Source organism: Klebsiella ornithinolytica, from assembly GCF_030505655.1.
GTDB classification, from domain to species: domain Bacteria; phylum Pseudomonadota; class Gammaproteobacteria; order Enterobacterales; family Enterobacteriaceae; genus Klebsiella; species Klebsiella ornithinolytica.
Genome location: NZ_CP130153.1, coordinates 2,509,647 through 2,529,229 on the forward strand (window position 1 = coordinate 2,509,647; position 19,583 = coordinate 2,529,229).

Below are 19,583 nucleotides of genomic sequence, written 5' to 3' on the forward strand. Positions count from 1 at the left end.
ATGGATGCGTGACGGATTAAGGTGCAATAGCGCGACCGGTGCGGCGGTCGAGGCAGCGCAGGGTGTTCGGTTCCCAGTACGCGTTGACGTTCGTGCTTTTCTGGCAGTTGTCCTGCGCATCAAAAGCGACGTCAGCCTTGTCCCACTCTTTTTCGGTGCGGGTGTTGACCTTGTGACGCAAAGAGCGGGTGTCGTTCCACTGCTCTTTTTCCATGGCGGCCTGCTGGCGGCTTTGTGCGCTATCGCCGGATTCAATCACCAGCTTGCTGGTTTGCGCGAAAGACGATGCGGTAAAGAGTACGGCGCTCAGCGCCAGCATAGCCGTCAGGCAGTAACGTGTGTTCTGTGTCATTTTCATCACGATTTCCTTTGAGTGATAAAAAGGGGAAGCCCCTGCAATCTGCAGGCAGTTTACTACATCTCTTTTCGCCGGCATACCCGACAAAAGAGTGTGGAAGAGGCAGATTATTGCGTAAAATGGGCCAACAACCTGCTCTCTTTACGTGTCTTTAATGTTCAAAACAACGCTGCTTTTCTTCGCCACCGCGCTCTGTGAAATTCTCGGATGTTATTTACCCTGGCTATGGTTAAAACGCGGCGAAACGCCGCTGCTGTTAATTCCGGCAGGTCTGGCGCTGATGATGTTTGTCTGGTTGCTGACGCTGCATCCAGCAGCAAGCGGGCGGGTTTATGCCGCTTACGGCGGCGTGTATGTCTGCACCGCGCTGCTGTGGCTGCGTTTTGTCGATGGCGTTAAGCTTAGCCATTATGACTGGGCAGGGGCGCTGATTGCGCTGTGCGGCATGTTGATTATTGTCGCTGGCTGGGGACGCGCTTAACGCGCGTTCTTCTGTGATCGTTCACGCTAATTTTAACCTTTATTCTTGTATGGTAGTCGGCTTGTTGTCTTACTGTTAAATGCATATCGTCAATTACAGTAAGGAACAACTATGGCTATCCAGACTCTCGCCAGCCAGACTGGCGCCAAACCGGCTCGCATTCGCCGGGTACAGAATGTGACGCTGGTGCTTCTGTTTATCGCTGGCATCGTCAACTTCCTCGATCGTTCGTCGTTAAGCGTCGCGGGAGAGGCTATTCGCGGTGATTTGGGGCTGAGTGCGACCGAGTTCGGTGTGCTGCTGTCGGCGTTTTCACTATCCTATGGTTTCGCTCAACTACCTTCAGGCATGCTGTTGGACCGCTTTGGCCCGCGCATTGTGCTCGGGGCCGGACTCATCTTTTGGTCATTAATGCAGGCACTGACCGGGATGGTGAACTCATTCAGCCATTTTATTCTCCTGCGTATTGGTCTTGGCATTGGCGAAGCCCCGTTTATGCCCGCGGGCGTTAAATCGATCAACGACTGGTATGTTCAGAAAGAGCGCGGAACGGCCGTGGGGATCTTTAACTCATCGACGGTATTAGGGCAGGCGATTGCGCCGCCAGCGCTGGTGCTGATGCAGATTGCCTGGGGCTGGCGGACGATGTTCGTGGTTATTGGTCTGGCGGGTATTGTGGTGGGTCTGTGCTGGTATGCCTGGTATCGCAACCGGGCGCAGTTTGATCTGCAGCAGGATGAGCGGCTCTACCTTGCGGCGCCGGTGCAGGCGCGTCCGACGCTGAATTTTAGCGAGTGGCTGGGGCTGTTTAAACGCCGGACGACCTGGGGCATGATTCTGGGTTTTTCGGGCGTGAACTATACCGGCTGGCTGTATATTGCCTGGTTGCCGGGATACCTTCAGGCGCAGCAGGGACTCAGTCTTGCAAAAACGGGGTGGGTGGCGGCCATTCCTTTCCTGGCCGCTGCCGTTGGCATGTGGGTTAATGGTATTGTCGTCGATGCCCTGGCGCGCCGGGGATATGATCTGGCGAAGACACGCAAAACCGCGATTGTTGTTGGTCTGCTGCTTTCCGCGCTGGGCACGCTGCTGGTGGTGCAGTCCTCATCGCCGGCTCAGGCCGTGGCTTTTATCTCGATGGCGCTGTTCTGCGTTCATTTTGCCGGAACCTCGGCGTGGGGGCTGGTACAGGTGCTGGTCAGTGAGCAGAAAGTTGCCTCGGTGGCGGCGATTCAGAATTTCGGCAGTTTCGTTTTTGCCTCTTTTGCCCCGGTCGTTACCGGTTGGGTCGTCGACACCACCCACTCATTCAATCTTGCGCTGGTCATTGCCGCCTGTGTGACTTTTACCGGCGCACTTTGCTACTTCTTCATTGTAAAAGACCCTATTCATTAGCCTACAGAAGCGGCGCTCAGCGCCGCTTCACCTCGTCTGAAGAATGTGACCGAACGCGTCTTTTTCTAATTTCATACTTGTATGGTAGTAGGTCTGATGCTTTAATTTTGATCACTTATCGTCAGAATGGAAGGAAACAGAGATGAAGATCGTTGCCGCTGAAGTTTTCGTCACTTGCCCCGGACGTAACTTTGTCACCCTTAAAATCACCACCGATGACGGGGTTGTCGGGCTGGGGGATGCGACGCTGAACGGACGTGAGCTCTCCGTGGCATCGTATCTGCAGGATCATCTCTGTCCGCAGCTTATTGGCCGCGATGCGCACCGCATTGAAGACATCTGGCAGTTTTTCTACAAAGGAGCGTACTGGCGCCGTGGGCCGGTCACCATGTCGGCTATTTCTGCCGTCGATATGGCGCTGTGGGATATAAAAGCGAAAGCGGCGGGGATGCCTTTGTATCAGCTGTTGGGCGGTGCATCGCGAGAAGGCGTGATGGTTTACTGCCACACCACCGGGCATTCCATCGATGAAGTACTGGAGGACTATGCCCGCCACCAGGAGATGGGCTTTAAGGCCATTCGCGTGCAGTGCGGCGTTCCGGGTATGAAAACGACCTATGGAATGGCGAAGGGGAAAGGCCAGGCGTACGAGCCGGCGACCAAGGGCCAGTGGCCGGAAGAGCAGCTGTGGTCAACGGAGAAATATCTGGATTTTACGCCGCAGCTGTTTGCCGCCGTGCGTGAAAAGTTTGGCTTTAACGAGCATCTGCTGCACGACATGCATCATCGGCTGACGCCCATTGAAGCGGCTCGCTTTGGTAAAAGCATCGAAGAGTATCGCCTGTTCTGGATGGAAGATCCTACCCCGGCAGAGAACCAGGCGTGCTTCCGCCTGATTCGCCAGCACACCGTGACGCCCATTGCCGTCGGTGAAGTCTTCAACAGCATCTGGGATTGCAAGCAGCTGATTGAAGAACAGCTGATCGACTACATCCGCACCACTATCACCCATGCTGGCGGGATTACCGGCATGCGCCGCATTGCCGATTTTGCTTCGCTTTATCAGGTCCGTACCGGTTCGCACGGGCCATCCGACCTGTCGCCGATCTGCATGGCTGCGGCGCTTCATTTTGATCTGTGGGTGCCGAACTTCGGCGTCCAGGAATATATGGGTTATTCCGGGCAGATGCTGGAGGTTTTCCCACACAGCTGGACCTTTGACAACGGCTATATGCATCCAGGAGAAAAGCCGGGGTTGGGTATCGAGTTTGATGAAAAACGGGCAGCAAAATACCCGTATGAGCCCGCCTGTCTGCCGGTAGCCAGACTGGACGACGGCACCTTATGGAACTGGTAAGGAGATAAAAATGAAAAGCATCGTGATACGACAACCCAATGAGCTGAAGGTGGAAGAGAGAGACAGGCCGGAACCTGCACCTGGAGAAGTGCGGGTAAAAGTTAAGCTGGCGGGGATTTGCGGTTCCGATAGCCATATCTACCGCGGACATAATCCTTTTGCTCAATACCCTCGCGTTATTGGCCATGAATTCTACGGCATCATCGATGCCGTTGGCGATGGGGTGCTGGACAGGAAGGTCGGCCAGCGGGTGAGCGTTGACCCGGTGATTAGCTGTGGTCATTGCTATCCGTGCTCAGTGGGCAAACCCAACGTCTGCACTTCTCTGGTGGTTCTGGGGGTCCACCGGGATGGCGGTTTTAGCGAATATGTGGTTGTGCCTGCTCAAAATTGCTGGTTAGTGCCAGATACGGTACCCGATCGGCACGCGGTGATGGTTGAGCCTTTCACCATTGCTGCCAACGTCACCGGACAGGTTAAACCGACGGCACAGGACATCGCGCTGGTATTTGGCGCCGGGCCGATGGGCTTAACTACGATTCAGGTGCTGAAGCGGGTCTATCGGGTTAAGCAAGTGATTGTGACTGACCAGATCGACGAACGTCTGCAAATGGCGAAGCGCAATGGTGCTGACTGGACGATCAACAACGGTCAAACATCATTAGCGGAATGCCTGCAGGATAAAGGCATTAAACCGACGCTGATTATTGATGCGGCCTGTCATCCGTCAATTTTTCAGGAGGCCGTGACGCTGGCCTCTCCGGCGGCCAGAATTGTGCTCATGGGATTCTCAACGGAACCCTCGCAGGTTGCCCAGCAGGGTATTACCGGTAAAGAACTGTCTATATTTTCATCGCGGCTGAATGCGCATAAATTCCCCATTGTATTGGCGTGGTTAGAGCAAGGGTTAATTGATCCTGAAACTCTCATTACTCATGTTTTTGACTATCAGAATATTATCGACGCTATCGAAACTTTTGAAAAAGACAGAAAGAGCTGTTGTAAGGTTTTACTGACCTTTTGACTCTAATAATAAATGCAGGCTCGACTTCTAACAATTAGAGAAAATAATGATGACTACAGTAAATAATGAGAGAACAACGGCCGATCTCATCCGTGCGGCTGTGTCTGGGTGGTTAGGGACCGCTCTGGAGTTTATGGATTTGCAGGTTTATAGATTACATCTTCATGAATTTAAATGACTTTATCCAGTCTTTAAAATTTCATGGGGCATCAGTGGGGCAAATGCGCCCAATTTCGAGTTAAGTATTGCGATCTGGACGTCGTTATTTTCACTCATCCATTTTCCGTAAACCTGAAAAAGCATCTGAGCATCAGCGTGACCCATTTGCGATGCGATAAAAGAAGGGTTAGCCCCCGCCGTCAGTGACCAGCATGCATATGTGTGTCGCGTCTGATATGATTTCCGGTGTCGGATGCCAGCTCTTTTAACTGCGGTATCCCAGGTCTGTCTTATCGAGTCGACCGTGAAGTGATCACCATGGCGTAATGTCCTGGCGGTGACGCTTGGCAGAAAAACAAAGGTGCATTTTTGCGTGTCAGTACGGCCATACTCACGCAGTTTCACCTTAACCGAATGCTCCTTCCCCAGCCTTGTTAACTCCGCCTGACTTCTTAATGCCTGGATCGCCGGTTCGATTAGGTGAATGACCCGGTTTGTACCCGCCTGGGTTTTCGGTACGGTAAATTCGCCTCTGGCAAAATTCCTCCTCACCATTAGCGTACCTGCTTTCAGGTCGATATCTTCCCAGGAAAGGGCGCACAGCTCCCCGGGCCGGATGCCGGTATAAACAGCTACGGACATCATATTTTTCGTCTGTAGGTGGCGGCACGCATCGATCAGTCGAATAAACTCATCTCTCGATAACGGGTCCGGCTTTACTCGTTCCTCACGAAGCGGCGATACACCTTTAAAGGGGTTTTCTTCTAGATAGCCGTTTTCCAGCCCAAACTGGAAAATAGCGTACAGGTTCGTCATGTAGTTGTTGACCGTTACCGCGGAACGGCCCGGATCCTTGACCTCATACTGTGGCCTTGGCAGATGATGTCCGGTAAGGAGTTCTTTGCGGATCTCCAGCAGCTTCTCTTTGTTGACCGCTGATGCCAGGATATTGCTTCCGGCGACAGCCAGGACGTTTTTGATGATTGCCCGATAGGTATTGATGGACGTATCGGCAACCTCTGTTTCTTTCAGCGCAAGGAAGCGCTCAGCCAGTTCCTTCAAAGTGAGGTTTTGGGTGGCCTCGCCGAATTTGGCGAGATTTGATGAGTCCGGGAACTGGGAAGCGTAATTAAAATTGCCGGTTTTAATCGCGTAGCAGATCGAAGTTCTCAGTTCGCCGGCGGTTTTTCTGTTTTTGGGGGTGTCAGGCACCCCCAGGCTTTCACGCACTCTGACACCCTTGTAGATAAACCAGATCCGTAGCGTGCCGCCATGGTTCTCTACTCCAGTTGGGTATTTCATAACGATTCCTCGTTGGTTGATGGTCAGAGTATTTAATCAGTTTTCGTCTGCTTTAGCAGGAGTCTTACGACTTGGCTTTGCCGGACGCTGGCCGGCGATCCAACGGTCAATAGCCTTTATGTTGTAGAAGCAGGGGCTGTTATCAAAAGGCTCACCGTCAGCGGCAACATGTTTGTATTCGCGCCCCTCCAGAAAACTCTTCTTCCTGGCGTTCTTTAACGTGCCTTCCTTCAGTCCTTTAAGTGCCATTATCTGTTCTTCGGAAACCCATTCGCCAGGATCTGCGATGATATAGGTGGTTTGCGATGTCTGATTCATAACCCCACTCCTTACTCATGCTGCGCGCTGAGCGCGCAGCATAATTAACTGTTCAAATGAGTGCCTGGCGAGGCAGGTTTCGAAGTCTACGGGCACAGTTCATTGCGGTGGCCACGTAGCTACATTTCCGATTAACGACTTCCACGGTGATTTTTGAACCCTCAACGATGACCGTATAAGTCCGTTTCGTCTTCTGGCGCCCGTAGGCGCCGTAGAGTTCAACATGCTTGGCCAGTGCTGCATCGCATGCCTGGCGCCCGAGCGGAGATTGTTTGCTTCGGTTTATTAGTCGCATGGCCACCTCACACAAAGACGTCAACGGGGTCGCCGGCAGCGCGAGCGTTATCGTTCGCTTCCCGGCGGAGTCCAAGCACGTAACCAACCGGATCCCAACTGGACAGAATGGCGTTGAGTTCTTTCTGGCTATGCCAGGTGGTCAGACGCTTTTTCAGTTCAGTGGCGCAGGCGCGTACATTCGCCCGGGTGGGACCGGCCATCTTCATGCACAGGCAGAGAGTCAGCAGCAGATCGGAATACTCATCAGCTGCTGCGCGCAAAGCGGCAGGATCAATGCTGGCTTCGAGTTCCGGTAAACGGTGCTTTAGGCTCATTGACCACCCCACTCAACAACAGGTATTGCCAGGTCTACCGACCATGAGATGAGTTCACGTTCTTCGGGATTCTGGCATTCCCCGTAGACGTAATTTCTGGCACCATCGCGACCTTTAGCCGGGTCGAAAATTTCGACCACGGGACCTTCTTTTACCGCAGCAAGAATCTGATGCTGGCCGCCGACGATATTCAGTGACGGAACTGTGAGGAAATAAATAAAGCCCGGTAGCAATTCGGCCTTCTTCGGATGCCCATAGAAATAAGGAATGCGGTAATGGTCCATAGCATCATCAAGCCACGCTTCTTTGCTGTGAAACTTCTCATGCCATTGAGCGACGACTTCAGATACCGGCTGGCTTGATATCATTGCTACGCAAGCAGACATGCAGCTATTGTGTGTTGGTTGTTGCTGGTGTTTAAGGCTCATGCTGCACTCTCCTCAAACAGAACTTCACCTTCGATACCGCCCAGTGCATAAACGATCGAACCATCGTCACGATATTCCATCGGTGCAGCGCTCCAACCTTGACCGTCTGGCTCATCGTCATCCCCAACCAGAACAAAACCGCCGGGAGCAGCTACCGCTTCGTAATATTCGCCTTCGGTCCACCAACCCTCGGTATCTTTGATGCATTTAACTTTCATGCTGATACTCTCCCATATCCTGCATATGGTTTTTCTCCGACAAAGGCATCCAAGGCTGAAATGTCTTCAGGATTTTTGACGGCATACTCCACAGGCTTATCGTCATACGTTGTGCGGTTCTTCTGAACCTTCCAGCCACCATCCGTATACGGGCAGCGGCGAAACTTCACCCCATCGCCGCCAGTGACATACCAGATCCGGAATTCACCAGTTCGTGACCCACTGTAAGTACCGCCTTGAATTTTCTCGGCACCTTCTGCGACAAAGCGCCATTTACGTTGTTTGCTCATCTCTTTACCGGGAGGGCGGACCCTCCCGCCTCCCTTAGCTCACGTATTCCGGTTTCATGTCGTCCAGGGTGATGCGGAACTGGTCGTACAGTTCATCGCCCAGATGACGCTTGGCTGCATTGAGGGTGCCTTCAGCTTTGGCGAACAGCTCAGAAGCTTCCGGGTCACCAGGGTTTGGAAGTGAATTGATCGCGGCTTCAATCTTGTTGCGAGCATCAACCAGGTAGTAGCGCTTCACTGCCTTATTTTTCAATTCAGTAAAGAGAGCAGTGCCCAGCAAAGCTTTCTGTGACTCGATATCAGCGCGGATGGCTTTAGCCTGATCAACGGAGTCTGCTGTATCAATCCGGTCGCGTAGTTCGTCTGCAACAGAGTCAACGTTTGATGCAGGCTCTGGCACGCTGGTGGGGGTGTCTACGGAACTTGTTATCTCATTCAGTGTGATTTTTTCTGTCTGAGCCGGGTTAATAACCTTTTCTTCGCGCTCGTCAATCTCGTCAGCGGTATAGACGCCGAGGATCACATCTGGGCAGTACAGCCGCGCCCAGCGCTTGACGGCAAGATAGGCCAGTTGTTGGCGAGGGTCACTTGCCCACAGTGTTGAATTGCGGACTTGCGCCTGCGAAAGCATCAGCACCAGTTCGCGAGGTTCTGATTCTCCTTTGAGTGTTGCCCAGGCGCGTACGCCCACACCAGCTTCATCTCCCAAATCCCAACCAGGAACAATATAATCATTGCCCTTGCTGCTCGTTTTTTTAACGAAGCGGCCAACGATGTTTTCCCACGAGCCAAACCATTCAAAGTGAATACGGTCTTTTGTGGGGGCCATGGTATTGATCACCGCATTAACCAACTGAGCTTCATAACCAAGCACACCGGAATTACCCACGATGAATGTTTTCTGCGCAACTGCGAACGGATCCATGTTCCAGCGTGCCGCCTGCATAACTACGGCCATACACGCGTCAGGTTTCCCGCGGTAATGTTCGGGAACGAAGTTTCCACTGTTAGCCATTACCTCGGAAATTTTGAGCAGACGGTTGAATAAGTCGGCGTTCGTCAGGATAGAAACGTTGTCGATTCTCTGAGTCTGGTTGTCAGTTGTGGCCACTAAATTGGACATAGTTTTTCCCCCTTATGCCTGTACGCGCAGCGCTTCGAGACGGCGCACATCAAAATCGTTGAGTTCTTCGGCGTAGTCTTCCGTGATCGGCGCCGGCCATTCTCCAGTGTCGAAACCGTTCGCGATGGCGCGCATCGCTTTGCGGTATTCGAGCATCCCCAGCTCCAGCAATTCGGCCGATGCCTCGATGATGGCGATCCAGTGGTAGTTCTCGTCTTTGTTGACGAAAATCCAGAAGAACTGGTCAAGCGCTGCGGTTTCGCAGTACATAGCCGCGCTCAGGTGGTAATCACGCTCAATGATTTCCCTGTGCAATTTCGCGCGCAGGCCTTCCTGCTTGATGTTCCACATGCTTATGGTTTTCAGGTCGGCACCGATACGCGGGCCGCCCATGTCGATCTCAAGGTCAGGGCGCACACGAATTTCCAGCCCGGTTTCCTCATCAATACCGAAATAGCTCACCTCGACGGCTCGGCTCGGGTGCGTCAGCAACTTGCCGGCGGTCGGGTGATTAAGGAGGGCTTTCTGAATGGCTAACGCCGTAGCCAATTGCTGACGGGTAACCAGCACTTTTGCTTCGGGGTTATCGCGCCAGGCATCCAGGAGTTCGTCGGCGAATACTGCGTCCGGATTTACCGACTTAACGGACTGCATCAGATCTGCTTTGGTACCCGAGACTTTCAGTGGTTGTGGTTTCTGGGCTTCCTGCGCGACGAGGTCAGGGTTAATAATTGCCAGTTGTTCCAACAGAGCATCGCGGCTGCCGCTGGTTTTAACTGGCGCAGGCAGGGTGGCGTTGTATTCTTTGATGCAGGCCTTCATTGCCGCTGCGGTAAAGTTCTTATCGTCCCCGACAATTCGCTTGAACTCGTCGGGTAATTCCAGGTACGCAATGCCAATTGCATCTTTGTCGCCGCCCAGCGATACAGACGCAGGCAGGGTGGCGTTGTGCGCCTCCAGCAATGCTTTGATATCGTCACTGCTCAACAGTGGCGGCAGGGTGGCGTTGTACTCATCGATAAAGGATCTGATGGTCGCAGTGGTGGTAAACGCACCTTCCGGGATTTCCGGCTCAACGCTAAATTCTTTGTCCAGGTCGTCCGGCTGCAGAGCCAGCGCGTGCACCAGGTTGCCCATATCCAGTACCGGGGATCGCACCTTCTGAATAGTTCTGGAAACGTGGCGTGCTTCGAAGTACATCAGCGATACACGGGCATCTTTAACCATCGTGGAGCTGGTGCCGTTCGCCGCGTGATAAACCTCATTTGGCACGCCTTCATAACGTCCAGGCTCGAAATATTCCGGCCATGCTGGCGCTGCGGATACCTGTTCGGTTTCTGCGTTAACTTCTTCGACAGATTCTCCGGCAGTGCTCGCGAGTTCCCGGTCTTTCAAAACGGCTGCGGCCAGTTCAGGGCAGCGCTCAGCCATGATTTTTCGTGCGTCTACGGCATCTGTTTGCGGAGCAGTTGCATCAGAGCTTTTGCCTGCTGATATCGCGTTATCATTTTTGCTTTCGACCTGGACAGTCGTTTCCATCTGCACATTGCTGGTGGCCTCTTCATTAGTGCTCGTTGTGGCAGGAGAGGCCATAAGGCCTTCAATAGAGAACACGCCGGCGCCAGGGTTGGCGACTTGCGGTTGCTCTTTTTTCGCCAGGTCTTCAGTGACCCACTTAGGATCCGCTGGGTCGCTAATGCCCTCGACAAATTCACCACGATCAGCAGCGAGCTGGCGACCAACATTATCAGCGGCGATACTTTCTGGTGAGTGATACGCAGCATTTACGGTTTCAGCTTTCGGTTTGTCGTGTTGAGATTCCGTCAGATTCGCGTTGATGTACGTCCGGAGGCTGGTCGGGAAATGATGGACGTCAGCATGCGCGCCGCGGATCAGCGCAAAAATAGATGCGCGGGAATAATCCAGAATACCTGAGGTGCAGCGCAGCGCTGCCGACCACTCCTTCCACGGGCTTTCTTTGGCTTTGATAATGTCTTTTGCGCGACGATGAACTGAAACCGGGAAATCGTAGATGTCGAAATCCATTGGCAGCGTGGCCAGTGCAATCTCCTGATCCAGAGTATCCAGGGTATGCTCATAATCCGGGTTGCGATCCGTAGCAATGCCGCCGCCGGCGTTGGTACCGACATCTGTACGCTGCACCGCGGTAATGCGGTTGCCAGAAACCCATTCTTTTACCAGCAGGCCGCGATCAATATGCGGGGTGTCCATCCAGGCTTTCAGGAAATTAAGCAGCAAACCAAGCTCAGTCCGCTTGTCTTCAGGAAATACCTTTTTGACGGCGTCAGTTAATTTCCAGAGGTTGGCTGTCGTAAGTTCATCGATCTCAGGGATGCTTCGTGTCGCCAGTAACAGGTTCTGGATGTAGTGGTTATCTGTATCCATTTCCAGCGCGCCAATCTGGATCCGCTGTATCCGGGTGACATGGTGAGTCATGGCATCACTGATGAATTGCGAGATAACGCGCTGCGGGCGGCGGAGCTGCGCCACCGGATAGTGGGTGTTGTTGTCGTCGTCTTCAGTGATATCGGCATTGCCATCGCCGGGCTGAATGCCAACAACTTCACCGGTCGTGGTATCGACACCATCGACGATGACAGCTTCATCGTCAGACGTCGTTTCTTCCTGGTGAAATCCGTCGGCCGGAACGGCTCCTGCCTTCAGTTGCCAGGTGCGACCGTCGTCGGCGAGTTCGTAACGCGTGCACCATTCGAAATCAAGCACGCCCTCAGCTGGCAGGTCGTTAAACACAGGGAAATCGGTGCGGATTGGCTTCATATAGTCATGACCGCGGCCAGTTTCGATACCAGCATCTTCCAGATCGACGTCGAGCTGCAGGTTAGCGCGGGATTCAGATTTTGCGGTGCGCCAGATAACGCCGTCAGGCTTGCCTGATTTTTGAGTGGCCTTTATCAGATTAAAAAATTGCATGTCGTAGCCTCGATTTTGGATGTTAGAATCCACGGGCCATTGATAGCGCCCATTGGGTGTTCTTTGGTTTTGGGTAATTTCCGGTGGAACTTTGGTCGGTGTCACCGGACGTACAGCCCGCTTCGGCGGGTTTTACGTTATGCCTCGTTGGCCATGGCGTCGTATTCGCCACAACGTTTCGAGCAATACGTTCTTTCTCGTGGTGCCAACTGCGTGCCTTGAATAATCAGGATGGTCATTTTTACTTCCTGGCCTTCCTCAATCGGTTTGCGGCAGTACGCACATTTCTTCTGCATTAGTCCTCCTACATCTGTGCCGTGAATCCGGCAGGGTGCTCTTCCAGTAGTCCTTTAAGTGGATAACACTCACCTTTTACGTCCTGCTCATCTGCTGCGCTCTGACAGGCCTTCTCGCTCTCATACACACCAAGTAAAACTTCCTGCGTGCCTCCTACTGTCATGCTGATGGAAAGCACCAGGGCAAACAGCGAACTCATGATGGGTCGCCTTTCTGTGCGAGCAGATAGCACATCCGGCGGATGAACGCGGTCACTGGGCCCAGTCTGACGGCCTGCTGACAAGCGGGCTTACGTGCGAAATCAATCATTGAAATAACCCCATAGTTCGATGGCTAGCACCGTCCAGATTAAGAGCCCGATAAATGCCGAAATGATCATGGCTCTGATGCCTTTCTTACTCATTTCAACCTCAGCCATTACGTGGCCAGCGGAACGTTTGAACCTACTGCGCGTTGATAAATCCACCTCATCCCGGTCTTCGTTTGCGCCGGGCCGCTACTTCGTGGGCGTCCTGCCTGGGTGGTTTGTTGCGATGGATTAATTAAACACAATGTTTATTATTGTGTCAACTAAATGAGTTGTTTTAGATAAACAAAAAGTTTACTCATGCGGTGTGTGCGGACGTCGGCAGTGTGTTTTTCATACATGTGGTGTGCTCAAAAAAACATCAAATGGGGGGGCTAGTATGGACTACGAAGAAGCCGCACAACTGCGCTATCAGGAGATGTGCCGTATCGTTGGGGATGTCGTGTTTGCCATGATCGCCGAAGGTCACGAAACCAGACGGGTAGCCATAGCTGACGTGATAAGAACGGAGATTGCAAAGGGGATTGATAAGTGGGACTTGGATCAGATTCAGGTAATGGAACTGGCTGTGAAGATGCTGGAAGAGTAGGGCAATAAAAACCCGGCTCGGTGGCCGGGTCAGGTTATGAAAATTTTATGTTCACAGCGATTAACGAGTAGTCATCTGCGGGGCCTTTAGTCTCTATTCTTTTGATAAGACTTGCAGCAAACCTTGACGATGCAGATAGCGTGTTAATAGAAAAGCGGGGGCGCTGTTCCCAAAAATTATGAGCGCCATCGGACATAATAAACATCGACAATATCCCATCTTCTAAGGGAAGTTCATTTTTATGAATGTTTAGAATTTGCTGGTTAAGCGGAATTTTTGCCGATATCGCAGTTGTTATGACGTTTTTTCCTTTGGCGTTTTTAAGCTCTTTAGCTGTATATATACCGCTATCAATTAACATTTGATGCTGAGTGTGATCGGTTGTTACTTGACGTAGTTTTGTTCCATCTTTTAAATAGACACGGCAATCTCCAATGTGACCAATAGTTAAACCATTCTCATGGAGGAAACATAATGTCAAGGTAGTTGCCGCAGATGATAGAGTCTCATCTACTTTAGATAACGAAGCAACTGCATTTTTTAGAGGATTAAAAACCGAAAAAACATCATCGTTATTGATTATATCTAATGAGTGGAGATGCTTTATTACAGTCTCCGATGCTTCTTTACCGCCTTTGTATCCACCAACCCCATCAGCTATCGCCATCAGATAACCCCCTGATGTTTGGGTAGGGTGAAGGACGCTATCTTGATTTTCCCTGTCTTTGTTTTTTGGCAAGGAAAAAATTGATGATGATAGGATGCTAATCATGAGCGCTTCATCTCCAATTCTTCAATGATCTGCTCTACAGTTAGAAATCTTTTATTAAGCTGTCGATGTGTACATTTGGTTACTATATCATCAAATCCATCTATGCTTAAGTCTTCTATCAGTACGCCTATAGAATAAATATCTGACTGGTTAGAATAACCATTTAGGAATACATTGTAATCAAAATATTTTGGGGTTGCGGGATACTGACCGATTTGGGTTAAGAGTTGGGTGTTGGCGTCTGGTGCTACATTTTTTGCCAAGCCAAAGTCTGAAAGTTTGTACGTTCCATCACGAAACTTTAGAACATTTAATGGTTTAATGTCACGGTGAAGATAACCCTTCTTATGAATCAACCCAACTGCATTCAATACCATTTTGACTATTGATATTTTTTCATCATTAGAAATGGTTCTATTTTTAAGTTCCTCTTCAAGGTTAGACTCAGCAAGCTCCATAACGAACCAGGGACGATCATTATGAAGATGACATATAAATATTTGCACAATATTGGTGTGTAGGCATTCAGTCTGATATCTTACTTCTCGCTCGAATCTTGCGAAGAGCTCGGGGTCCGAGGCGTCCGGGCGTAGAATTTTTCGCGCATACAATCCACATTCATGCTTTTGTGAGTTGTACAGCCTTATTTTTTCTACCAGGCCAAATCCGCCTGAACCTATCTCTTGAATTGGCTCGATTAAATAATTCCCACGCTCTTCCATACATAGTTCCTTCAACTAACACACGAAAGAAAACACTGACTCAATAGAAAAAAATTTTATATTTCATATCATTAAATGTTGAGACTTCATCATAAGTAAGAGGGCGCTTTACAGTGCCGAATAGTCCAGTTACTCAACATCACCCTTAATCCGCCGCCCCATGTACTTCGCGTACAGTTCGTCGAGCTCCTTCAGCCGCAGAGATACGATCCGTAACATGTTCTGCTGCTCTTCTTCGTTAGGCAGCTGGTTATAGAGCTCTAGGAGTCTCCGCTCGTCTGGTCTCAAGCCATCTTTGGAATCCACATCCTGGCCTAACACCCACTCAAGACTTACGCCTAGTGCGTCAGCCAGTTTTATTGCAGAACTCTTCCCGATCGCTCCTCTGACAAACCAGTTGTTAACCGATTGGGAGCTCACACCGCAAATCCTCGCTATATCCGCTTTAGATATGCGCTTTTGCTCGATGATTTCGTTAAGCCGCTGTACCTGCGGGTTATCTGCTTGGTGCGTATTTTTTCTCATATATCACGATTTTAAACTAAATGTTTACGCCCACAACATTCATAAAGTTGACATTAAAATAAACATAATGTTTAATTCATAAGACAACCTTAATGGAGTGGTTTATGAACGCACTTGAAAAAGCCATACATATCGCCGGAGACGCAACAAAGCTGGCAGAAAAATTAGATGTTTCGTCAATGACAGTTAGTCATTGGAAACATCGTCATGCCGGTGTTGTGCCGCAAGGGCGGGTTTTCCCGATTTTTCACGCAACAGGCGTCACCCCGCACGAACTTCGCCCGGATCTCTATCCGAACCCCAATGATGGTTTGTCTTCGCAAGAGTTGGGAGGCTAAGCATGCACACTCTTTCTTTTCAACAAAGTACCGGATTCAACGCCGGCGCTCTGATAAAGCGAAATCAGCCGAGAGTGGCTGAGCATGACAACATTCGTTCTGCCGTTCGTGCCTGGGCGTCGGTTGCCGGGCAGGATGTTGTCTCCGCATACATCATCGAAGAATGGCGCCAGAAGGGCGGCGAGGGCATCGATTTTCCTGAAGACCTCAGCCGGGCGCGGCAGAAGCTCTTTCGCTATCTGGATAACCCGGCCGAATCGGAGAAATACCGTGAGCATGTGCGCCAACTGACACCAGCCATTCTGGCCGTTCTTCCTCTGGAATACCGTCACCGCCTTCTACCCGAAGACAATTTTATGTCTCGTCTGGCTCGTCTGGAGAAAGAGACTAGCGAAGCAAAGGTGGCTGTTGCTATGGGAGCTCCACGCCATCAAAAACTGAAAGAACTCAGTGAGGGAATTGTCGAGATGTTCCGGGTAGATCCGGAGTTGACGGCGCCACTGATGGCCATTGTGACCTCGATGCTCGGCGCGATGTAAGAGGGGAGCCATGAACCATATCGAATTCATTGAGAAGAACGTCCGCGAAGAGCTGCTTCGGCAGGGATTCACGCAGGCAGTGGCTCAGGGGGGGCATACCGGGCGGTCGATATGTACAAGCGTATGTCACAGGCAAGTCGTAAAGGGGGGATGTTTGACGATGTTATGCGATACGCAAAGTTATGGGCAGAGAAACAAACCAGCACAGCTGAACGGCGCGAAGCTAAGCGCGCGGTGCGAAAGGGAAGTAATCAGGCAGGGTTGTTCTGAAAGGGTGAAGACCGTTGTGCTCGAACACAGCCGGTCTTCGAGTGAATCAATTTGGGCAATTCACGGGATTAAGTATGTCAAATACCGCTGAAGTTATCAATTTTCCAATCAATACCGAACTAACGGGAGGTCGCATGGCCGACCTGTCCAATGGCTACACCAGAATCGCCAATGAGATACAAAAACTCAAGCCGCGGCTTCGCATGTCCGGCCGAGAGTGGCAGTGCCTTGAGGCGGTGATCTGGCTTACCTACGGCTGGAACAAGAAAAGTGACCGTGTAACAAACACGGTAATTTCTGAGTTAACAGGACTGAGTGACTCGCACGTTTCTGATGCAATTAAGCTCCTCGCTGCGCGGGAAATAATCTTCAGTCATAAGCATGGAGTGATGAAAACTGTCGGGATAAATACTGAGCTATCTGCCTGGATTTTAGACAAACCGAAAACGGGAAAACTCTTCCCGAAAACGGGAATTTCCTTCCCGGAATCGGAAAAAACCTTCCCGGAAACGGTAGACACCCAAGACTATAACAAAAACAATATTAAAAGATCTTCGTCTCGGAATTCTGAAGAATCCCGAAACGAGAAAACTCAAAAATTTCTCTCTCGCCATCCTGAAGCTGCGGGCGGAATTTACACCCCCGCTGGAAAGTCATGGGGAACTGCTGACGACCTGAAGGCCGCTCGCTGGATTTTCGACAAGGTCACCACTGTCAACGCCTCCCTGTCAGAACCTAACTGGGTTGAGTGGGCAAACACCATCCGCCTGATGCGCCTGCAGGACAATCGCAGTCACTACGAAATCTGCGAGTTGTTCAAATGGGCCAACGAAGACGAATTCTGGAAGGAAAATATCCTCAGCCCATCAAGCCTTCGCAAGAAGTGGGATCAGCTCGCGACCAAACGTCTTCGTAGACCAGGTCCATCAAAAGCCAAATCCGGCGCCAGTGCGCTGGACAATACCGACTGGATCGATGGGGTACTCGAATGAAATCTATCGCTGAAAGCATGCATAACTTCGATCGGAAGAACTTCCAACGTATCGCCGCCGGAATGCCAGAACAGCAGGATGCGCAGAGCTTTGCACATCAGGCGACAAAAACGGCTGAGGTATTCAACGAGCTGTTTCGGCAGTTGCTCGCGGTGTTTCCTGCACTGGCCAGTAAATCCCCGGAAGACTTCAACGAAATGCGTCGGCAGTGGCTCCTTGCGTTCAAAGAAAACGGGATCACCACGGTCGAGCAAATCAACGCCGGGATGCGTGTAGCCCGCAAACAGGAAAAACCCTTCATGCCGTCGCCTGGACAGTTCGTCGCATGGTGCCGTTCTGAGCAAGCCATCGCGGCAGGACTACCCGATGTCGGCCAACTGGTGGAAATGGTTTATCGCTATTGCCGAACTCGAGGCCAGTATCCCGACGCAGAATCTTACCCGTGGGAAAACAACGCGCATTACTGGATGGTCACTGGGTTGTATACCGACATGCGAGCAAATTCGCTCAGTGATGCTGAGTTGCGTCGGAAAGCTTCGGATGAACTCTCCCGCATGGTACGCCGCCTGAACGCAGGTGAGGTTATTCCGGAACCAGTGAAGCGGATCCCCTTACTCGGTGGGAAACCGCTAACCAATGAGCAGGGGCTTAATAAAATTGCGGAAATCCGCGCGAAATTTGGTTTGGGAAGAGGGCGCAACCATGGCTAGAGCTTTGTCAGTTGCAGAGCGCCGGGAGTACGTCCGTGCGGTTATTCGGATCACCAAACATCAGGGGCGCCTGACAGCCAACGACGCAATGAAAAAACTGGGCTTGTGCCGTAGCACTGTCCAGAAATACTTCCTCGATGCGGAAGCTACCGGCGAAGTAGTTCGCCACGGGCGGCTGGGCTTATTCCGCGATCAGCGCGCCGTTATCGATTTTGACATGAAACGGTTTGGCCTGGTGCCTAAGGCCGCTACCGGGATGAATTACAGCCTGCTTGGCAGCCCTGTATTTCAGCGTGTTTTGGATGTGCAGGAGGCTATGCATGGCTAACGAAACAGAATTCAAATTTGGCGATTACGCCATCATTGAGCAGAAGCGTCATGGTGTACCTAGCGAGATGTTCGTACACAAGGTTATCGGCATTCGGCGCTCTAACTCATGGGTCGATGTTCCGGTGCAGAGTCCGGCAACAGAGACGTTGCACTGTGGTATGGAGGTTGTATGCCTGTGTATCTGCTGCGGAATTGACGAGACTAAAGTTCGCCAGTATCGCGTTAAAGACATGCAGCGCTCAAGTCGTTCACCAGACAGCGAGCCAACCGCAGCACTGGCGACTATCGAGAAGTGCCGCGAAGTATCAGGCAGCCCGGCTGGCGTAGACCTGCAGGACCATTTACGGCTGCTGGCTGCTGAGAATGTGGGGCTGCTGGCAGCCGCTGAATTTGCGACCGCACCCGATATGTGGATTGAGCAGGCCGATGGAATGCTGGATTACCGGTACTGCGATTGGTACGTCGATGTTCTGAAAGCTGCTATGGAAACCCCCGCCACCTCCGCTTATCTGGCCGGGATTAAGGCTGATGGGGTGGAAGAGTTTGCGGCAAAGCTTGAGTCACGTGGAAGACATCAGGACTACGTTGAAATTGCCAACGCATTCGCCAAGCAGCTGCGCGAGGGGGCCAAATGACCGAACAAACCATTCTCGACATGTGCTGTGGCTCCCGCATGTTCTGGTTCGACAAACAGGACCCACGAGCAGTGTTCGCCGACATTCGCGCCGAGCAGCACACTCTGTGCGACGGGCGCAGCCTGGTTATCAGCCCGGACATTTTCGCCGATTTCCGCCAACTGCCGTTCGCTGATGACTCATTCCCTGTTGTGGTTTTCGACCCGCCGCATCTTGAGCGCGTTGGCGAAAATGCCTGGATGGGTAAGAAATATGGGCGCCTGAACAAAGACACCTGGCGCGATGACCTGCGAGCCGGGTTCAAAGAGGCGTTCCGTGTGCTGCGGCCACACGGCGTTCTCATCTTCAAATGGAACGAAACCCAGATACCGGTTAGCCAGATTCTGGCACTGACCGATGCGAAGCCGGCCATCTGGCAACGAACCGGGAAAGCTGACAAAACCCATTGGGTTATTTTCGTGAAGGGAGGTGCTCAGTGAGCGACGCATTACTCGAGTACGCTTATTATCGGATTGTTGAGATGGAAAAATGCTGTTAGTGG

The 19,583-nt window shown here is 51.6% G+C and carries 27 protein-coding genes; 12 read left to right on the top strand and 15 right to left on the bottom strand.

The window, feature by feature from the left end:
* Positions 1-16: 16 nt before the first annotated feature.
* Positions 17-358 (bottom strand): DUF1283 family protein, encoded by a 342-nt coding sequence (locus Q1L34_RS11745; RefSeq protein ID WP_004862434.1) that lies wholly within the window; start codon positions 356-358, stop codon positions 17-19.
* A gap of 154 nt (positions 359-512) precedes the next feature.
* Between Q1L34_RS11745 and Q1L34_RS11750 the strand changes: the two genes are divergently transcribed.
* From Q1L34_RS11750 to Q1L34_RS11765, 4 genes are all read left to right on the top strand, one after another.
* Entirely contained in the window at positions 513-839 is a 327-nt protein-coding gene (locus tag Q1L34_RS11750) for a YnfA family protein (protein ID WP_327204521.1), read from the top strand.
* Between the two features lie 111 nt (positions 840-950).
* Positions 951-2,234, top strand: coding sequence for an MFS transporter (locus Q1L34_RS11755; RefSeq protein WP_015584247.1), 1,284 nt, complete (start codon positions 951-953; stop codon positions 2,232-2,234).
* A 142-nt stretch (positions 2,235-2,376) separates the two neighbouring features.
* Positions 2,377-3,591 (top strand): D-mannonate dehydratase ManD, encoded by a 1,215-nt coding sequence (manD, locus tag Q1L34_RS11760; RefSeq protein ID WP_004862427.1) that lies wholly within the window; start codon positions 2,377-2,379, stop codon positions 3,589-3,591.
* A 10-nt stretch (positions 3,592-3,601) separates the two neighbouring features.
* Positions 3,602-4,615 (top strand): Zn-dependent oxidoreductase, encoded by a 1,014-nt coding sequence (locus Q1L34_RS11765; protein ID WP_015584248.1) that lies wholly within the window; start codon positions 3,602-3,604, stop codon positions 4,613-4,615.
* Positions 4,616-4,795: 180 nt separating this feature from the next.
* On the opposite strand, the gene Q1L34_RS11770 is transcribed toward Q1L34_RS11765, so the two are convergent.
* From Q1L34_RS11770 to Q1L34_RS11820, 11 genes are all read right to left on the bottom strand, one after another.
* The gene (locus tag Q1L34_RS11770; RefSeq protein WP_046852396.1) at positions 4,796-6,076 is read right to left on the bottom strand and encodes an Arm DNA-binding domain-containing protein; all 1,281 of its coding nucleotides are present in this window, start codon (positions 6,074-6,076) and stop codon (positions 4,796-4,798) included.
* 36 nt (positions 6,077-6,112) lie between these two features.
* Entirely contained in the window at positions 6,113-6,394 is a 282-nt protein-coding gene (locus Q1L34_RS11775; protein ID WP_046852397.1) for an excisionase family protein, read from the bottom strand.
* 52 nt (positions 6,395-6,446) lie between these two features.
* Entirely contained in the window at positions 6,447-6,689 is a 243-nt protein-coding gene (locus Q1L34_RS11780) for a DUF4060 family protein (protein ID WP_072067801.1), read from the bottom strand.
* Positions 6,690-6,696: 7 nt separating this feature from the next.
* The gene (locus tag Q1L34_RS11785; protein ID WP_032413642.1) at positions 6,697-7,005 is read right to left on the bottom strand and encodes a DUF7740 domain-containing protein; all 309 of its coding nucleotides are present in this window, start codon (positions 7,003-7,005) and stop codon (positions 6,697-6,699) included.
* Positions 7,002-7,433 (bottom strand): hypothetical protein, encoded by a 432-nt coding sequence (locus Q1L34_RS11790; RefSeq protein ID WP_155417119.1) that lies wholly within the window; start codon positions 7,431-7,433, stop codon positions 7,002-7,004. The genes Q1L34_RS11785 and Q1L34_RS11790 overlap by 4 nt, the downstream gene beginning before the upstream one ends.
* A complete protein-coding gene (locus tag Q1L34_RS11795; RefSeq protein WP_046852398.1) occupies positions 7,430-7,651 on the bottom strand; it encodes a hypothetical protein in 222 nt (73 codons plus the stop codon). The genes Q1L34_RS11790 and Q1L34_RS11795 overlap by 4 nt, the downstream gene beginning before the upstream one ends.
* Positions 7,648-7,941 (bottom strand): hypothetical protein, encoded by a 294-nt coding sequence (locus Q1L34_RS11800; RefSeq protein WP_046852399.1) that lies wholly within the window; start codon positions 7,939-7,941, stop codon positions 7,648-7,650. Before Q1L34_RS11800 ends, Q1L34_RS11795 begins: the two co-directional genes overlap by 4 nt.
* A 34-nt stretch (positions 7,942-7,975) precedes the next feature.
* Positions 7,976-9,064, bottom strand: coding sequence for a RecT family recombinase (locus Q1L34_RS11805; RefSeq protein ID WP_046852400.1), 1,089 nt, complete (start codon positions 9,062-9,064; stop codon positions 7,976-7,978).
* Positions 9,065-9,076: 12 nt separating this feature from the next.
* Positions 9,077-12,016 (bottom strand): RecE family exodeoxyribonuclease, encoded by a 2,940-nt coding sequence (locus Q1L34_RS11810; protein WP_327204522.1) that lies wholly within the window; start codon positions 12,014-12,016, stop codon positions 9,077-9,079.
* A gap of 137 nt (positions 12,017-12,153) precedes the next feature.
* Positions 12,154-12,312: a YdaE family protein gene (locus tag Q1L34_RS11815; protein ID WP_046852402.1), complete on the bottom strand. Its 159-nt coding sequence runs from the start codon at positions 12,310-12,312 to the stop codon at positions 12,154-12,156.
* A gap of 8 nt (positions 12,313-12,320) precedes the next feature.
* Entirely contained in the window at positions 12,321-12,512 is a 192-nt protein-coding gene (locus tag Q1L34_RS11820) for a DUF1482 family protein (protein WP_046852403.1), read from the bottom strand.
* 487 nt (positions 12,513-12,999) lie between these two features.
* Between Q1L34_RS11820 and fumD the strand changes: the two genes are divergently transcribed.
* Positions 13,000-13,209 carry a fumarate hydratase FumD gene (gene fumD / locus Q1L34_RS11825; protein ID WP_046852404.1) on the top strand — a complete coding sequence of 70 codons (210 nt, stop codon included), beginning with the start codon at positions 13,000-13,002 and terminating at the stop codon, positions 13,207-13,209.
* A 34-nt stretch (positions 13,210-13,243) separates the two neighbouring features.
* Here the strand turns inward: fumD and Q1L34_RS11830 are convergent, their stop codons facing one another.
* The 3 genes from Q1L34_RS11830 to Q1L34_RS11840 form a co-directional block, all read right to left on the bottom strand.
* On the bottom strand, positions 13,244-13,981 hold the full coding sequence (locus Q1L34_RS11830; protein ID WP_046852405.1) for a PP2C family protein-serine/threonine phosphatase: 738 nt from the start codon (positions 13,979-13,981) through the stop codon (positions 13,244-13,246).
* On the bottom strand, positions 13,978-14,703 hold the full coding sequence (locus tag Q1L34_RS11835; protein WP_046852406.1) for a serine/threonine-protein kinase: 726 nt from the start codon (positions 14,701-14,703) through the stop codon (positions 13,978-13,980). The genes Q1L34_RS11830 and Q1L34_RS11835 overlap by 4 nt, the downstream gene beginning before the upstream one ends.
* Before the next feature lie 129 nt (positions 14,704-14,832).
* A complete protein-coding gene (locus Q1L34_RS11840; RefSeq protein WP_046852407.1) occupies positions 14,833-15,228 on the bottom strand; it encodes a helix-turn-helix domain-containing protein in 396 nt (131 codons plus the stop codon).
* Between the two features lie 104 nt (positions 15,229-15,332).
* Between Q1L34_RS11840 and Q1L34_RS11845 the strand changes: the two genes are divergently transcribed.
* The 7 genes from Q1L34_RS11845 to Q1L34_RS11875 all read left to right on the top strand — a co-directional run bounded on the left by Q1L34_RS11845 (position 15,333) and on the right by Q1L34_RS11875 (position 19,521).
* Positions 15,333-15,566 (top strand): transcriptional regulator, encoded by a 234-nt coding sequence (locus Q1L34_RS11845; RefSeq protein WP_046852408.1) that lies wholly within the window; start codon positions 15,333-15,335, stop codon positions 15,564-15,566.
* A gap of 2 nt (positions 15,567-15,568) precedes the next feature.
* Positions 15,569-16,105: a toxin YdaT domain-containing protein gene (locus Q1L34_RS11850; protein ID WP_046852409.1), complete on the top strand. Its 537-nt coding sequence runs from the start codon at positions 15,569-15,571 to the stop codon at positions 16,103-16,105.
* Positions 16,106-16,449: 344 nt separating this feature from the next.
* Positions 16,450-17,367, top strand: coding sequence for a phage replication protein O (locus tag Q1L34_RS11855; RefSeq protein WP_046852411.1), 918 nt, complete (start codon positions 16,450-16,452; stop codon positions 17,365-17,367).
* A complete protein-coding gene (locus Q1L34_RS11860) occupies positions 17,364-18,077 on the top strand; it encodes a replication protein P (protein ID WP_046852412.1) in 714 nt (237 codons plus the stop codon). The genes Q1L34_RS11855 and Q1L34_RS11860 overlap by 4 nt, the downstream gene beginning before the upstream one ends.
* Positions 18,070-18,405 (top strand): DUF977 family protein, encoded by a 336-nt coding sequence (locus Q1L34_RS11865; RefSeq protein WP_046852413.1) that lies wholly within the window; start codon positions 18,070-18,072, stop codon positions 18,403-18,405. The genes Q1L34_RS11860 and Q1L34_RS11865 overlap by 8 nt, the downstream gene beginning before the upstream one ends.
* Positions 18,398-19,042 (top strand): hypothetical protein, encoded by a 645-nt coding sequence (locus Q1L34_RS11870; RefSeq protein WP_181950489.1) that lies wholly within the window; start codon positions 18,398-18,400, stop codon positions 19,040-19,042. The genes Q1L34_RS11865 and Q1L34_RS11870 overlap by 8 nt, the downstream gene beginning before the upstream one ends.
* Positions 19,039-19,521 (top strand): class I SAM-dependent methyltransferase, encoded by a 483-nt coding sequence (locus Q1L34_RS11875; protein ID WP_046852414.1) that lies wholly within the window; start codon positions 19,039-19,041, stop codon positions 19,519-19,521. The genes Q1L34_RS11870 and Q1L34_RS11875 overlap by 4 nt, the downstream gene beginning before the upstream one ends.
* The last annotated feature ends 62 nt before the right edge of the window (positions 19,522-19,583 follow it).